The following is a 14,270-nucleotide window of genomic DNA, read 5'->3' on the forward strand; positions in this document are numbered from 1 at the left end:
GCCCTAGGGGCGCGAGGACACCCCGGTCAGCGCGGTGACCACCGGGTCGAGCGCCTGGTAGATCTCCTCGCCGATGGAGCGGAAGAAGGTGATCGGGGCACCGTAGGGGTCGTGCACCTCGTCGGCCTCCGCGTCCGGGGCCAGCAGCCAGCCGCGCAGCGCGGCCGCCGCCTGCACCAGGGCGCGGGCCCGCTCGACGACGCCGCCCGGCGCGTCGGGGGCGGGCAGCGTCGCCGGGTCGATGGCGCGCACGAGCCGGGTGAACTCCTTGAGCGTGAAGGTGCGCAGCCCCGCCGAGTGCCCCATGGAGATGACCTGGGCGCGGTGGTCGCGGGTGGCGGTCAGGACCAGGTCGGCGCGGATGACGTGCTCGTCCAGCAGCTCCCGGCCGATGAACCCGTGCGGGTCGGCGCCGAGGTCGGCCAGGACGGTGGCGGCGTGCGCCTCCATCGGGGCCCCCTCGTGCCCCCAGGTGCCGGCGCTCTCCACGACGAGCCCGCCGGCGCAGGGGTCGCCGAGCCGGCCGGCGAGGGCATGCCGGGTCAGCCGCTCGGTGATCGGCGAGCGGCACACATTGCCGGTGCTGACGTGGAGGATGCGGAAGCAGTCGGTGGTGACCTCCGCTCCCGCTATGCCACGCCCTTGCGCGGCGATCAATGCGCCACCTCAAGCTCGGGTACGACCTCGCGCAGCTGCTCGGCGCTGATGGCTCCGGCGCGCAGCAGCACGGGCACCTTGCCGGTGACGTCCACGATGGAGGACGGCAGGTCGGCGGGGGTGGGGCCGCCGTCGAGGTAGACGGAGACGGAGTCGCCGAGCATCTCCTGGGCGGCGTCGCAGGTCTGCGGCGCCGGGTGGCCGGTGAGGTTGGCGCTGGAGACGGCCATCGGGCCGAACTCGGTGAGCAGCTCGATGGCCACCGGGTGCAGCGGCATGCGCACCGCGACGGTGCCCCGGGTCTCCCCCAGGTCCCAGGTCAGCGACGGCTGGTGCTTGGCGACGAGGGTCAGCGCGCCGGGCCAGAAGGCGTCGACGAGCTCCCACGCCTGCTCGGAGAAGTCCGTGACGAGTCCGTGCAGGGTGTTCGGGGAGCCGACCAGGACGGGCGAGGGCATGCCCCGGCCGCGGCCCTTGGCCTGCAGCAGACCTCCGACGGCCGCGCTGCTGAAGGCGTCCGCACCGATGCCGTAGACGGTGTCGGTGGGCAGCACGACCAGCTCGCCGCGGCGCACCGCGGCGACGGCTTCACGCAGACCGGTCTTGCGGTCGGTCGCGTCGCCGCAGTCGTATCGCCGTGCCATCACATCTCCTTCGCGAAGCGATTCTTGAAGCCGACAGTGCCTGGGAAACCGGTGCCTGGGAAGCCGCCGGGGCGCTCCTGGTCGGCGGTGCGTGCGGTCGCCCGGGTCACGGCGTGGCCCTGCGGGCCGTCGCGAACCGCGGGCGGTTGTTGAGGTCGGGGTGGTCGGCGGCGTCCGCCCACCCGCGTTCCTCGGTGAAGATCCACGGGACCTGGCCGCCCTGGGTGTCGGCGTGCTCGATGACGACGACGCCGCCGGGGCGCAGCAGCCGGTGCGCGGTGCGCTCCAGGCCGCGGATGGTGTCGAGGCCGTCCTCGCCGGAGAACAGGGCGAGCTCCGGGTCGTGGTCGCGGGCCTCGGGGGCGACGTACTCCCACTCGGTGAGCGGGATGTACGGCGGGTTGCTGATGACGAGGTCGACCTGGCCGTCGAGCTCGGGCAGCGCGGTGAGGGCGTCGCCGTGGTGCAGCTCGACGCGGGAGCCCTCGACGTTCTTGCTGGCCCAGCCGAACGCGGTCTCGTCGAGCTCGACGGCGTGCACGCGCGAGCGGGGCACTTCCTGGGCGAGGGCCAGGGCGATGGCCCCCGAGCCGGTGCACAGATCGACGATGAGGGGTTCGACGACGTCCATGGCGCGGACGGCGTCTATGGCCCAGCCGACGACGGACTCGGTCTCCGGCCGGGGGACGAACACCCCGGGCCCCACCTGGAGTTCGAGGTAGCGGAAGAAGGCGCGGCCGGTGATGTGCTGGAGCGGTTCGCGGGCCTCGCGGCGGGCCACGGCCTCCCAGTAGCGGGCGTCGAAGTCGGCGTCCGCGACCAGGTGCAGCTCGCCCCGTTTGACGCCGTGCACAAAGGCGGCGAGCTCCTCCGCGTCGAAGCGCGGCGAAGGCACACCGGCGTCGGCCAGCCGCTGGGTGGCTTGCGCCACCTCGGCGAGCAGCAGGTTCACGTTGTTCCTCTCGCGGTCGGCGTCGTCGTCGGGCTCGGGCGGGCCGCGGGCGCGCGGCGGTTCTCCTCCGGCGACCCCAGCAGTGTCTCAGGCCCGGGTCAGCTCGTGGCGGCGAGCTTGGCGGCCGCGTCGGCGTCCACGCACGCCTGGATGACCGCGTCCAGTTCGCCGTCGAGGACCTGGTCCAGGTTGTACGCCTTGAAGCCGACCCGGTGGTCCGAGATGCGGTTCTCCGGGAAGTTGTAGGTACGGATCTTCTCGGAGCGGTCGACGGTGCGCACCTGGCTGCGGCGCGCGTCGGCGGCCTCGGCCTCGGCCTTCTCCTGCGCGGCGGCCAGCAGCCGGGAGCGCAGGATGCGCATGGCCTGCTCCTTGTTCTGCAGCTGGCTCTTCTCGTTCTGGCAGGAGGCGACGACTCCGGTCGGCAGGTGCGTGATGCGTACGGCCGAGTCGGTGGTGTTGACGGACTGGCCGCCGGGGCCGGACGAGCGGTAGACGTCGATGCGCAGGTCGTTGGGGTTGATCTCGACGTCGATCTCCTCTGCCTCGGGCGTGACGAGCACGCCGGCGGCGGAGGTGTGGATCCGGCCCTGGGACTCGGTGGCGGGCACGCGCTGGACGCGGTGCACCCCGCCCTCGTACTTCAGCCGGGCCCAGACGCCCTGGCCGGGCTCGGGGCTGCCGCCCTTGGTCTTGACCGCGACCTGGACGTCCTTGTAGCCGCCGAGCTCGGACTCGGTGGCGTCGATGATCTCGGTCTTCCAGCCGACGCGCTCGGCGTAGCGCAGGTACATGCGCAGCAGGTCGCCGGCGAACAGGGCCGACTCGTCGCCGCCCGCGCCCGCCTTGACCTCCAGGATGACGTCCTTGTCGTCGCTGGGGTCGCGCGGGATCAGCAGCAGGCGCAGCTTCTCGGTGAGCTCCTCACGCTGCTTCTCCAGCAGCTTGACCTCGGCGGCGAAGTCGGGGTCGTCGGCGGCGAGTTCGCGCGCGGTGCCGATGTCGTCACCGGTCTGCTTCCAGGAGCGGTACGTGGCGACGATCGGGGTCAGCTCGGCGTAGCGCTTGTTGAGCCTGCGGGCGTTGGCCTGGTCCGCGTGGACGGCGGGGTCGGCGAGCCGCTTTTCGAGGTCGGTGTGCTCACCGATGAGTTCCTCGACTGCCTCGAACATCGTGTTTCCCTCGCTGGAAGGTGACTGGCCTGCTGGACGACAAAGCGCCGGTCCGGCCGCCCTCCGACACGGAGGACGCCGCGGACCGGCGCCTGCGGGTCGCTACTTCTTGGCGGACCCGGCGTTCTTGCCGAAGCGGGCCTCGAACCGCGCCACGCGGCCACCGGTGTCGAGGATCTTCTGCTTGCCCGTGTAGAACGGGTGGCACGCGGAGCAGACCTCGGCACGGATGGTGCCGCCGGCGATGGTGCTACGCGTGGTGAACGAGGCGCCACAGGTGCAGCTGACCTGGGTCTCGACGTACTCCGGGTGGATGTCGCGCTTCAAGGGTTCTCCTAGGTTCGGGAGGGCACCGGGTCGTAGAGGCGGGATTGCCGTACGTGAACCGGGGCCGACGTACCAGTCTGCCAGTACTGGCCGTATCCCCCAAAACGAGGGGTGCCGGCCCGTTATTCCGGGGCCGCGCGGGCCGCCTCGCGGGGCCCGGCGGCCGGCCCCGCGCTCACTTCACGACGCCGTCGGCCCCGGTCCTCGATCCCGCGGCGTCCTTGAGGACGGAGTCGGGGATGGGCTGGTCGGCGTTGAGGGCCTGCCACAGCTGCCGGGACTGCTCGGGGAGCGGGACCACCCGGTCCTTGTCGAGCGGGTCCTCGCCGACCGGCAGCGTGACCATGTGCATGTCGCCGGAGCCGATGCCCTTGAGGCTGTTGGCGAACTCCAGCAGCTTGTCGACGCTGCCGAGCTCGGAGTCGGTGGTCACCGCCTTGGTGGCGGTGTCGGCGAGCCCGTAGAGCTTGGCCGGGCTGGTGAAGACCCCGACGGACTTGATCTGGTCGAGCAGCGCCTTGATGAACGCCTGCTGGAGCTTGATGCGCCCGAGGTCGCTGCCGTCGCCGACACTCTTGCGGGTGCGCACCAGGCCCAGGGACTGCTCGCCGTTGAGGACGTGCTCGCCCGCGGGGAGGTTCAGGTGGCTCGAACGGTCGTTGATGGCCTTGGTCGTGGTGACCTTCACGCCGCCGAGCTGGTCGATGAGCTTCTGGAAGCCGACGAAGTCGACCTCCAGGTAGTGGTCCATGCGGATGCCGGTCATCGCCTCGACGGTCTTGACGGCGCAGGGGGCGCCGCCGACCGAGTACGCCTCGTTGAACTGGGCGCGTTTGACGGCCGGGCTGGTCTTGCCGCCGGGCTTGGCGCACTCGGGCCGGGGGACCATGGTGTCGCGCGGGATGCTGACGACGCTGGCCTGCTTGTGGCCCGCGTTGACGTGGACGATCATCGCGGTGTCGGAGCGCGCGCTGCCCTCGTCGCGCCCGTACTCGCTGTTGGCGCCGGCCCGCGAGTCGGAGCCGAGGACGAGGATGTCCATGGAGCCGTTGTCGACGTTCGCCGGGCGGTTCTTGCCCAGGGCGGCGTTGATGTCGACGCTGGTGAGGTTGCCGTTGAACTTGAAGTAGAGGAACCCGGCACCGGCACCGCCGAGGAGCAGGACTCCGGCGGTGCTCCAGGCGGCTATTCGCCAGCCCTTGCGGCGGGCGGATGCCTTACGGCGGCGGCCGCGCCTGCCGCCGCGGCGGTGCGAGCCCCGCGCGCTCCTGCTGTCGTCAGCCATGCGTTCCTCAGTTCTCCGCTTGGTTCGTCTGCACCCCCCTGCCCGGCCCCGCCGGCCCTCGGGCCGGTGCCGGACCGGTCGTCGCCCGGCAGTCGTCGGCCGGCATCAGAGCAGACGGGCGGGCTCGCGCCAGGGTTGCACAGCGCAATCTGAGGACGTTCTTAGAAAACCGCTGGCCGGAGCGGGTGGTGTGGCCGTCGGCACGGCCGTCACCTGCGGTTTCGGCCGACGGCGAGCGGTGGGATCCGGCCACGGCGCGACAGCGCCCTGTGGCACAGATCTCAGAAGATCACGGCTTGGTCACAGCCCCGCCGGGACGCGCGGCGGCACGGGGACAGCACGGCGAAGGGCCTCCCCGGCACCTGGGTGCCGGGGAGGCCCTTCACACGGTCCGCCGCGCGCGGCGGTCAGTCGTTGCCGTTGCCCGGGGCAGGGGTCGTCTTGGCGATCTGCATCAGGAACTCGGCGTTGGACTTCGTCTGCTTCATCTTGTCGAGCAGCAGCTCGATGGCCTGCTGCGAGTCGAGCGCGTGCAGCACCCGGCGCAGCTTCCAGACGATCGACAGCTCCTCGCTGCCCAGCAGGATCTCCTCCTTGCGGGTGCTGGAGGCGTCCACGTCCACGGCCGGGAAGATGCGCTTGTCCGAGAGCTTCCGGTCGAGCTTGAGCTCCATGTTGCCGGTGCCCTTGAACTCCTCGAAGATCACCTCGTCCATGCGCGAGCCGGTCTCGACGAGCGCGGTGGCCAGGATGGTCAGCGAGCCGCCGTCCTCGATGTTGCGGGCCGCGCCGAAGAACTTCTTCGGCGGGTAGAGCGCCGTGGAGTCGACACCACCGGAGAGGATGCGGCCCGAGGCCGGAGCGGCCAGGTTGTACGCACGGCCCAGACGGGTGATCGAGTCCAGCAGGACGACCACGTCGTGGCCCAGCTCCACCAGGCGCTTGGCGCGCTCGATGGCCAGCTCGGCGACGGTGGTGTGGTCCTCGGCCGGGCGGTCGAAGGTCGAGGAGATGACCTCGCCCTTGACCGACCGCTGCATGTCGGTGACCTCTTCGGGACGCTCGTCGACGAGGACGACCATCAGGTGGCACTCGGGGTTGTTGGTGGTGATCGCGTTGGCGATCGCCTGCATGACCATGGTCTTGCCGGTCTTCGGCGGGGCCACGATCAGCCCTCGCTGGCCCTTGCCGATGGGGCTGACCAGATCGATGATCCGGGTCGTCAGCACGCCCGGGTCGGTCTCCAGCCGGAGCCGGTCCTGCGGGTAGAGCGGCGTCAGCTTGTTGAACTCCGGCCGCCCGCGCCCGGTTTCGGGCGCCATGCCGTTGACGGAGTCGAGGCGGACGAGCGCGTTGAACTTCTCGCGGCGCTCGCCGTCCTTGGGCTGCCGGACGGCACCGGTGATGTGGTCGCCCTTGCGCAGGCCGTTCTTGCGGACCTGGGCGAGGGAGACGTAGACGTCGTTCGGGCCCGGCAGGTAGCCGGAGGTGCGGATGAAGGCGTAGTTGTCGAGGATGTCGAGGATGCCCGCGACGGGGATCAGCACATCGTCCTCGGACAGCTGCGGCTCGCCCGCGAAGTCGTCACGGCCACGGCGGCCGCGGCGGTCGCGGTAGCGGCCGCGCCGGCCGCGGCGGCCGCCCTCGAAGTCGTCCTCGTCCTGCGGGCCGGCCTGGGCCGCGCCGCGGCCCTCGCGCTGCTGCCGGCCGGCGCCCTGCTGGCCGGCGTCCTCGCCGCGGCCCCGGCGCTCGCGCTGCCGGCGCTCGCCCTTGCCGCCGCGCTCCTGGCGCTCGCCGCCCTTGGCGCGGCCCTCGGCGCTCTCCACGGCGGACTCGGCACGCTCGGCGGGACGCTCCTCGACGCGCACGTCGCCCTTGGCCTCGGTGGCGGTCTCGGGGCTGCCGACGGGCGCGGTCGCGCGCCGGCGGCGGCGCTCGCCGGACGGCTGCTCGTCGGCGCCCTGCTCCGCCGAGGCCTTGGGAGAGGGCTGGCCGGGGATCTCGATCTGCTGCTGGGTCGCCTTCTCGGCGGGCTTGTCGGCGGCCTTGCCAAGGGCGGTCTCGCCCGTACGGGCCTTGGAGGTGGCCCGGCGCTTGGGCTTGCCCGCCTCGGCGTCGGCGGGGCCCGCGGCCCCGTCGGCGGACTTGGCGGCCGGGGCGGAGGCCCCCGCCTGCCGTTCCTTGATGACCTCGATCAGCTGGCCTTTGCGCATCCGCGCGGTGCCCTTGATGCCGAGGCCGGAGGCGAGCTGCTGGAGCTCGGCCAGCACCATGGCGTCGAGGCCCGTGCCCGAGCGTCGCCGCTTGGGGGCGGTGGCAGCACCGGTGGCAGGCGCGGCGGGAGCGTCCGTGGCGGGCGCGGAGGCATTGCCGGCGGCTCCGGCGTTCACGCCCATCAGATCGGTGGTGTCGCTCACGAAGGGTCCTTCCCTGGAGCGGGCGTCGGCCTGTCTGGCTCGGCGACCGGTTGTGCTGTCCGGCTGCGATCCGGCGGTGCGGACCGGGCCGGGGCGGTGGTCCGCCGGGTTACGGCGGAAGAATCAGTTGAGTGGTTCCGGCGCGAAGAGATGAGGTGAAGACATGGCGTACCAACTTCACTCATGTCACCCACGCCGATTCCGGAGCGTGCTCGAAACTGCTCAGGCAGGCTGCTCAGGCAGTTGGGGAGGCTCCCGGAAGAAAAGCGGCCCCTGATCGGGACACAGAGCACCGAGCCGATGTGGCTTCGGGTGCAGACTTGAGGTTAACACTACCGGATCCCACAAACATTCCCCCTCTCCAAGACCGGCAACCGCTTTTTCGCGGGCCCGGGGCCGCACGGCCCCGGCGCGCCGCTTGTCGTTCAGGCGAGCGGCAGCACGCTCGTCCCCCCGGCGTCGAGGGCCAGCCGGTTGGCCGCCCACCCCTCGCCCGCCAGCTGTGCGACCTTGTCGGCCGCACCGTTCTCGACCAGCGCGAGGACCGTGGGGCCCGCGCCGGAGATGACCGCGGGGACGCCGTCCGCGCGCAGTCTGCCCACCAGGGCCACGCTCTCCGGCATCGCCGGGGCGCGGTAGTCCTGGTGGAGCCGGTCCTCGGTGGCCGGCAGCAACAGCTCCGGCCGCCTGGTCAGCGCCTCGACCAGCAGCGCCGCGCGGCCCGCGTTGGCGGCGGCGTCCACATGGGGGACGGTCCGCGGCAGCAGCCCGCGCGCGGTCTCCGTCAGCACGGGCCGGGACGGCACGAAGACCACCGGAACGATGGAATCCGCGGGGTTCATCCGGATGGCTCGCGCGACTCCCGCATCCATCCAGGCGAGTGTGAACCCGCCGAGCAGACAGGCGGCGACGTTGTCGGGGTGTCCTTCGATCTCGGTGGCCAGCTCGACGAGCGCCGCGTCGTCGAGCTTCTCGGCCCCGCCTATGGTCACGGCGCGGGCGGCCACTATCCCGGCGCAGATCGCGGCGGAGGAGGAGCCCAGGCCGCGGCCGTGCGGGATGCGGTTGGCGCAGACGACCTCCAGGCCGCGCGGCTGCCCGCCGAGCACGTCGAAGGCGGTGCGCAGGGCTCGTACGAGCAGATGGCTCTCGTCGCGCGGCAGGCTCTGCGCGCCCTCGCCGGCGATGTCGATGTGCAGGCCGGACTCGGCGACCCGCACCACGACATCGTCGTACAGCCCCAGCGCCAGGCCCAGGGCGTCGAAGCCCGGGCCGAGATTTGCGCTGGTGGCGGGGGTGCGCACGCGGACAGCGGCGGCGCGGAACGCGGGACCGGCCATCGCTCGATGACTCTCCTTGGTGTGGCCTTGGCAGGGCGTGCAACATCCGCAAGGGCCGCGACGGCGCTGCCGCGTGGGGGCGGCAAGGGTCTGCGACGGGGCGGAGTGAGTACAGCCTATCGAAGGAAGGTTCTGCGGCGACATAGGGCGCACGGGAGGCGCACGATGCGTGTCGCACGCCAATCCGTCCCCCTTCCTCGCCTTTACGGGCAAAGCGGATACCTCGCCGGATGGCCGGAATCCGCCGTGGACGGGACGCTTCCCCGACGGGATCCAGCCGAATCCAGCCGACGTGGACATCGGCGCAAACGCCGGCGCCACGTCAACGTGAACGTCAGCGGCTTGCCCCGGCGTCAACGCCGCCGTGACGCACCGCCGGCGCCGGACGATGCCCCGGCGCCGGCGGCCCGGCGCTAGAGAAGGCCCAGGCTCCGGGCCGCGACCTCGGCGTCGGCCGGGACGGTGACGGGCTGCGGCGCGCCGGCCACCGCCCAGTCCGGGTCCTTCAGGCCGTTGCCGGTGACCGTGCACACGATGCGCTGGCCCGGATCGACCAGCCCCTGCTCGGCGGCCTTGAGCAGGCCGGCCACGCTCGCGGCCGAGGCGGGCTCGACGAAGACGCCCTCCTGCGCGGCCAACAGCCGGTAGGCGGCCAGGATCTGGCGGTCGGTCACCTCGTCGATGAGGCCGCCGGACTCGTCGCGGGCCTGCTCGGCGAACTTCCACGAGGCGGGGTTGCCGATACGGATGGCGGTGGCGATGGTGTGCGGGTCGGTGACCGGCTCGCCGCGCACGATGGGCGCCGAACCGGAGGCCTGGAAGCCCCACATGCGCGGGGTGCGGGCAGCGATGCCGTCGGCCGCGTACTCGCGGTAGCCGCGCCAATAGGCCGTGATGTTCCCGGCGTTGCCCACGGGCAGGACGTGGATGTCGGGCGCGTCGCCGAGCGCGTCGACGATCTCGAAGGCCGCGGTCTTCTGCCCCTCGATACGCACCGGGTTGACCGAATTGACCAGCGACACCGGGTAGTTGTCGGCCAGTGAGCGGGCGAGCGTGAGGCAGTCGTCGAAATTGCCGTCGACCTGCAGGATGCGCGCGCCGTGCACGAGCGCCTGGCCCATCTTGCCGAGCGCGATCTTGCCCTGCGGGACGAGGACCGCGCAGACCATCCCGGCGCGCACCGCGTAAGCGGCCGCCGAGGCGGAGGTGTTGCCGGTGGAGGCGCAGATGACGGCCCGGGCGCCCTCCTCCTTGGCCCGGGTGATGGCCATGGTCATGCCCCGGTCCTTGAAGGAGCCGGTCGGGTTGGCGCCCTCCACCTTGAGGTGGACCTCGCAGCCGGTGCGCTCGGAGAGCACCTGGGCGGGGACGAGCGGCGTGCCGCCCTCACGCAGGGTGACGACCGGGGAGTCGGCGGAGACCGGGAGGCGGTCGCGGTACTCCTCGATGATGCCGCGCCACTGGTGGGTGGTGCGCCGTGCGCCCTGCTGGGCGGCTTCGCGCGGGCTGTTGTTGCCGGACATTGCTTCAGTGACTCCCTTATTCGCCTTCGACCCGCATGATGCTCGCGACCCCGCGCACCGTGTCCAGCCGGCGCAGCGCCCCGACCGTCGCCGACAGGGCGGCGTCGGTGGCGCGGTGCGTGACCACCACGAGGGACGCCTCGCCGTCCTTGCCCTGCTGGCGCACCGTGTCGATGGACACGCCGTGCTCGGCGAAGACGGTGGCGACCTGGGCGAGCACACCCGGTTTGTCGGCCACGTCGAGGCTGATGTGGTAGCGGGTGACCACCTCGCCCATCGGGCTCACCGGCAGCCGCGTGTAGGCGGATTCGCCGGGTCCGGTGGTCTCGCCGAGCTTGTTGCGGCACACCGCTACGAGGTCGCCGAGGACCGCGGAGGCGGTGGGCGAGCCGCCCGCGCCGGGCCCGTAGAACATCAGCTGTCCGGCGGCCTCGGCCTCGACGAACACCGCGTTGTACGCCTCGCGCACGGAGGCCAGCGGATGGCTGAGCGGGATCATCGCCGGGTGCACCCGGGCGGTGACCGACCGGCCGTCGGCGGCGCGCTCGCAGATGGCCAGCAGCTTGATGGTGCAGCCCATCTGCTTCGCGGACGCGAAGTCCGCGGCGGTGACCTCGGTCATGCCCTCGCGATAGACGTCGTCGAGCCGGACCCGGGTGTGGAAGGCGATGCCCGCGAGGATCGCGGCCTTGGCGGCGGCGTCGAAGCCCTCGACGTCGGCGGTCGGGTCGGCCTCGGCGTAGCCCAGGGCGGTGGCCTCGTCCAGCGCCTCGGTGTAACCGGCGCCGGAGGTGTCCATCTTGTCGAGGATGAAGTTGGTGGTGCCGTTGACGATGCCGAGCACCCGGTTGACCTTGTCCCCGGCGAGCGACTCGCGCAGCGGCCGCACCAGCGGGATGGCGCCGGCGACCGCGGCCTCGTAGTACAGGTCCGCCCCGTGCTCCTCGGCCTTGGCGTGCAGCGCGGCGCCGTCCTCGGCGAGCAGGGCCTTGTTGGCGGAGACCACGCTCGCGCCGTGCTCGAAGGCGGTCGAGATCAGCGCGCGGGCGGGCTCCAGGCCGCCGATGACCTCGACGACCACATCGATGTCACCGCGCTTGACGAGCGCGGTGGCGTCCGTGGTGATCAGGTCGGCGGGCACCCCGGCCCGCACCCGGCCGGGACGGCGGACGGCGATGCCGGCGAGCTCGACCGGCGCCCCGATGCGCGCCGTGAGGTCGTCAGCGTGCGTCGTCATGATGCGCGCCACCTCTGAGCCGACCACACCACAGCCCAGCAGCGCCACTTTCAGCGGACGCGTACGCATCATCCGACCCCTGCTTTTCATGAGAGACAGCCCCAATACATCGTGGGTAGTGCACCAGTCTCACTCACTGGACGGGGGTTTCCCTCCCCCGTCCAGTATCCGAGACCCATTTCTCCACCTGCCGGCGGCCGTGCGGCAGGCCCGGGCCGCCGGCGGGCAGAGCGTCAGCCGACGTCGAGACGGAGCAGGTCCTCCTCCGTCTCGCGCCGGACGATCACCCGTGCCGCGCCGTCCTTGACCGCCACCACCGGCGGCCGCAGCGCGTGGTTGTAATTGCTCGCCATGGAGCGGCAGTAGGCGCCGGTGGCAGGCACGGCGAGCAGGTCGCCGGGGGCCAGGTCGGCGGGGAGGAAGGCGTCGCGCACGACGATGTCGCCCGACTCGCAGTGCTTGCCGACGACGCGCGCGAGCATCGGCTCGGCGTCCGAGGTGCGGGAGGCCAGCGTGACGGAGTACTCGGCGTCGTAGAGCGCGGTGCGGATGTTGTCCGACATGCCGCCGTCGACGCTGACGTAAGTCCGCAGCCCGGGAAGCTCCTTGACGGTGCCGACCTCGTAGAGCGTGCAGGTCGTGGGACCGGCGATGGCCCGCCCCGGCTCGACGGACAGCCTCGGCACGGCGAGCCCGGCCGCGGCGCACTCGCGGGTGACGATCTGGCGCAGCCCCTCGGCGATCTCGCGCGGCTCCCGCGGGTCGTCGTGCTCGGTGTAGGCGATGCCGAGCCCGCCGCCCAGGTCGATCTCGGGCAGTTCGACGCCGTGCTCATCGCGGATCTCCTTCAGCAGGCCGACGACGCGGTGGGCCGCGACCTCGAAGCCGGAGGTGTCGAAGATCTGCGAGCCGATGTGCGAGTGCAGACCGACCAGTTCCAGCCCGTCGAGCTTGAGCGCCCGCCGCACCGCCTCGGCGGCCTGGCCGTCGGCCAGCGCGAGACCGAACTTCTGGTCCTCGTGGGCCGTGGCGATGAACTCGTGGGTGTGCGCCTCGACACCGACGGTGACCCGCAGCTGCACGCGCTGGCGCTTGCCGAGGCGCTCCGCGACGTGCGCGACGCGCACGATCTCCTGCATGGAGTCCAGGACGATCCGGCCGACGCCGGCCTCGACGGCGCGGGTGATCTCCTCGGTGGTCTTGTTGTTGCCGTGCAGGGCGATGCGCTCGGCGGGCATCCCGGCGTCCAGCGCGGTGGCCAGCTCTCCCGGGGAGCACACGTCGAGGTTGAGGCCCTCCTCGTGCAGCCAGCGCACAACGGCCCGGCACAGGAACGCCTTGCCCGCGTAGAAGACGTCCGCGTCGTCGCCGAACGCCTCCTTCCAGGCGCGGCAGCGGGCCCGGAAGTCGTCCTCGTCGAGCAGATAGGCGGGGGTGCCGAACTCCTCGGCGAGCTTCTTGACGTCCAGCCCGCCGACGGTGACGACGCCGTCGGCGTCGCGCACGGCCGTACGGGACCAGACCTTCGGCGCAAGGGCGTTGAGGTCCTCGGGCGGGGCGGTCCAGCCGGTCTCGGGCAGCACGTCGGCGTGGCGGGGTCCGGCGGGGTGGGCGGAGCGGCTCATGGCGCGGATCTCCTCTTGCGGCTCTTACAGGCGGTCGGGGGCGGTGATGCCGAGCTGGTGCAGGCCGTCGGCCAGCACCGCTCCCGTGGCCTCGGCGAGGGCCAGACGGGCGCGGTGGACGGCCGAGGGTTTCTCGTCCCCGCGGGGCAGCGTGGCGCAGCGGGCCTGCCAGCGCAGAAAGGCGTCGGCGAGGCGTTCCAGGTGCCGGGCGAGCCGGTCCGGATCACGGCGGGCCGTGATCCGGGGGTGGTCGGCGAGGAGGGCGAGGAGCGGTCCGGAGCCGGGGCCGTACGGGCCGGGGTGCTGGCGTGCTTGGTCGGTGCCGGCTTGGTCCGTACTGGCGCTGTCTGTTGCGGGTCTGTCCGTACCGGCGTTGCCTGTACCGGCCGTGTCCGTACGGGCAGCGCCCGTACGGGCGTTGCCCGTACCGGTGGCCGGGCACGGGCCGAACCCGAGGTCGGCGGCGTTGCGCAGCAGGGCCCGGCAGCGGGAGTGCGCGTAGCGGACCTTGAACAGCGGATTGCTCTCACGCTGCACGAGCAGCCCGGCCCGGTCGAACCCGGGCGGGCAGAGCAGACTCCAGCGGGCGGCGTCGGGGCCGAGCCGTACGACGGTCTGCGGGTCCGGCTCGTCGAGGGGCAGCGGCTCTGCGGGGTGGTCCCGCAGCCGCAGCGCGCTCCGTACGACCTCTTCGTGGGAGGCGGCCACGTCCGCGAGCGTGATGTTGAGGAATCCGGGCCCCGCGATGTCGACCCGGGCGATCCCGGGCTCACGGACCAGTCGGCGCCGCAGCACTTCGGCGACCTCCCTGGCGGGCCGCCCGGCCGCCTTGGCCAGCGGCAGCGCGACGCTCGTCGCGTAATCCCCGCACCCCGGGTGCGGAGGCACCCGCACACCGACCCGCGCCGGCACGTCGGCACGCAGCTCATCGGCCTCGACGGCACGGCGCACGGTGTGCAACACGGTGCGCGAGAGATCGGCGGGGGTCACAGGGGCAAGCCTAGGCGGTTTCCTGTACGGGCGTGGGGGCTGCCCCACCCCGAGATCTCCCGGAACGCCCGGAAACCGCGAATTCCCGGAACAAATCCGCG

Annotated in this window: 12 protein-coding genes; all 12 read right to left on the reverse strand. The window is 72.3% G+C overall.

Features of this window, described 5'->3' with window-relative positions; all coding sequences use genetic code 11:
• Window positions 1–3: 3 nt before the first annotated feature.
• The 12 genes from ACFP1Z_RS14415 to nrtL all read right to left on the reverse strand — a co-directional run bounded on the left by ACFP1Z_RS14415 (window position 4) and on the right by nrtL (window position 14,169).
• The gene (locus ACFP1Z_RS14415; RefSeq protein WP_390316620.1) at window positions 4–657 is read right to left on the reverse strand and encodes an arsenate reductase/protein-tyrosine-phosphatase family protein; all 654 of its coding nucleotides are present in this window, start codon (window positions 655–657) and stop codon (window positions 4–6) included.
• Entirely contained in the window at window positions 654–1,301 is a 648-nt protein-coding gene (locus tag ACFP1Z_RS14420) for an L-threonylcarbamoyladenylate synthase (protein ID WP_390316621.1), read from the reverse strand. Before ACFP1Z_RS14420 ends, ACFP1Z_RS14415 begins: the two co-directional genes overlap by 4 nt.
• Before the next feature lie 106 nt (window positions 1,302–1,407).
• Window positions 1,408–2,253 carry a peptide chain release factor N(5)-glutamine methyltransferase gene (prmC, locus tag ACFP1Z_RS14425; protein ID WP_390316623.1) on the reverse strand — a complete coding sequence of 282 codons (846 nt, stop codon included), beginning with the start codon at window positions 2,251–2,253 and terminating at the stop codon, window positions 1,408–1,410.
• A 98-nt stretch (window positions 2,254–2,351) separates the two neighbouring features.
• The gene (gene prfA / locus ACFP1Z_RS14430; RefSeq protein ID WP_390316624.1) at window positions 2,352–3,425 is read right to left on the reverse strand and encodes a peptide chain release factor 1; all 1,074 of its coding nucleotides are present in this window, start codon (window positions 3,423–3,425) and stop codon (window positions 2,352–2,354) included.
• A gap of 102 nt (window positions 3,426–3,527) precedes the next feature.
• Complete coding sequence (rpmE, locus tag ACFP1Z_RS14435) at window positions 3,528–3,752, reverse strand: 50S ribosomal protein L31 (protein WP_344024196.1); 225 nt, start codon at window positions 3,750–3,752, stop codon at window positions 3,528–3,530.
• 175 nt (window positions 3,753–3,927) lie between these two features.
• Window positions 3,928–5,037 (reverse strand): LCP family protein, encoded by a 1,110-nt coding sequence (locus tag ACFP1Z_RS14440; RefSeq protein ID WP_390316625.1) that lies wholly within the window; start codon window positions 5,035–5,037, stop codon window positions 3,928–3,930.
• 407 nt (window positions 5,038–5,444) lie between these two features.
• On the reverse strand, window positions 5,445–7,454 hold the full coding sequence (gene rho, locus ACFP1Z_RS14445; protein ID WP_390316627.1) for a transcription termination factor Rho: 2,010 nt from the start codon (window positions 7,452–7,454) through the stop codon (window positions 5,445–5,447).
• A 425-nt stretch (window positions 7,455–7,879) separates the two neighbouring features.
• A complete protein-coding gene (gene thrB, locus ACFP1Z_RS14450) occupies window positions 7,880–8,794 on the reverse strand; it encodes a homoserine kinase (RefSeq protein ID WP_390316628.1) in 915 nt (304 codons plus the stop codon).
• A gap of 413 nt (window positions 8,795–9,207) precedes the next feature.
• On the reverse strand, window positions 9,208–10,317 hold the full coding sequence (gene thrC, locus ACFP1Z_RS14455) for a threonine synthase (protein WP_390316629.1): 1,110 nt from the start codon (window positions 10,315–10,317) through the stop codon (window positions 9,208–9,210).
• Between the two features lie 16 nt (window positions 10,318–10,333).
• Window positions 10,334–11,626 carry a homoserine dehydrogenase gene (locus ACFP1Z_RS14460; RefSeq protein WP_390316630.1) on the reverse strand — a complete coding sequence of 431 codons (1,293 nt, stop codon included), beginning with the start codon at window positions 11,624–11,626 and terminating at the stop codon, window positions 10,334–10,336.
• 161 nt (window positions 11,627–11,787) lie between these two features.
• Window positions 11,788–13,179 carry a diaminopimelate decarboxylase gene (gene lysA, locus ACFP1Z_RS14465; RefSeq protein WP_390316632.1) on the reverse strand — a complete coding sequence of 464 codons (1,392 nt, stop codon included), beginning with the start codon at window positions 13,177–13,179 and terminating at the stop codon, window positions 11,788–11,790.
• A gap of 24 nt (window positions 13,180–13,203) precedes the next feature.
• The gene (nrtL, locus tag ACFP1Z_RS14470; RefSeq protein ID WP_390316633.1) at window positions 13,204–14,169 is read right to left on the reverse strand and encodes an ArgS-related anticodon-binding protein NrtL; all 966 of its coding nucleotides are present in this window, start codon (window positions 14,167–14,169) and stop codon (window positions 13,204–13,206) included.
• Window positions 14,170–14,270: the final 101 nt, after the last annotated feature.

Source organism: Streptomyces gamaensis (assembly GCF_042656465.1).
GTDB lineage: Bacteria > Actinomycetota > Actinomycetes > Streptomycetales > Streptomycetaceae > Streptomyces > Streptomyces gamaensis.

Coding starts and splice junctions, on each gene's coding strand:
- lysA (WP_390316632.1), bottom strand. CDS start 13,179: ATGAGCCGCTCCGCCCACCCCGCCGGACCCCGCCACGCCGACGTGCTG.
- prfA (WP_390316624.1), bottom strand. CDS start 3,425: ATGTTCGAGGCAGTCGAGGAACTCATCGGTGAGCACACCGACCTCGAA.
- thrC (WP_390316629.1), bottom strand. CDS start 10,317: ATGTCCGGCAACAACAGCCCGCGCGAAGCCGCCCAGCAGGGCGCACGG.
- thrB (WP_390316628.1), bottom strand. CDS start 8,794: ATGGCCGGTCCCGCGTTCCGCGCCGCCGCTGTCCGCGTGCGCACCCCC.
- ACFP1Z_RS14440 (WP_390316625.1), bottom strand. CDS start 5,037: ATGGCTGACGACAGCAGGAGCGCGCGGGGCTCGCACCGCCGCGGCGGC.
- ACFP1Z_RS14420 (WP_390316621.1), bottom strand. CDS start 1,301: ATGGCACGGCGATACGACTGCGGCGACGCGACCGACCGCAAGACCGGT.
- ACFP1Z_RS14460 (WP_390316630.1), bottom strand. CDS start 11,626: ATGATGCGTACGCGTCCGCTGAAAGTGGCGCTGCTGGGCTGTGGTGTG.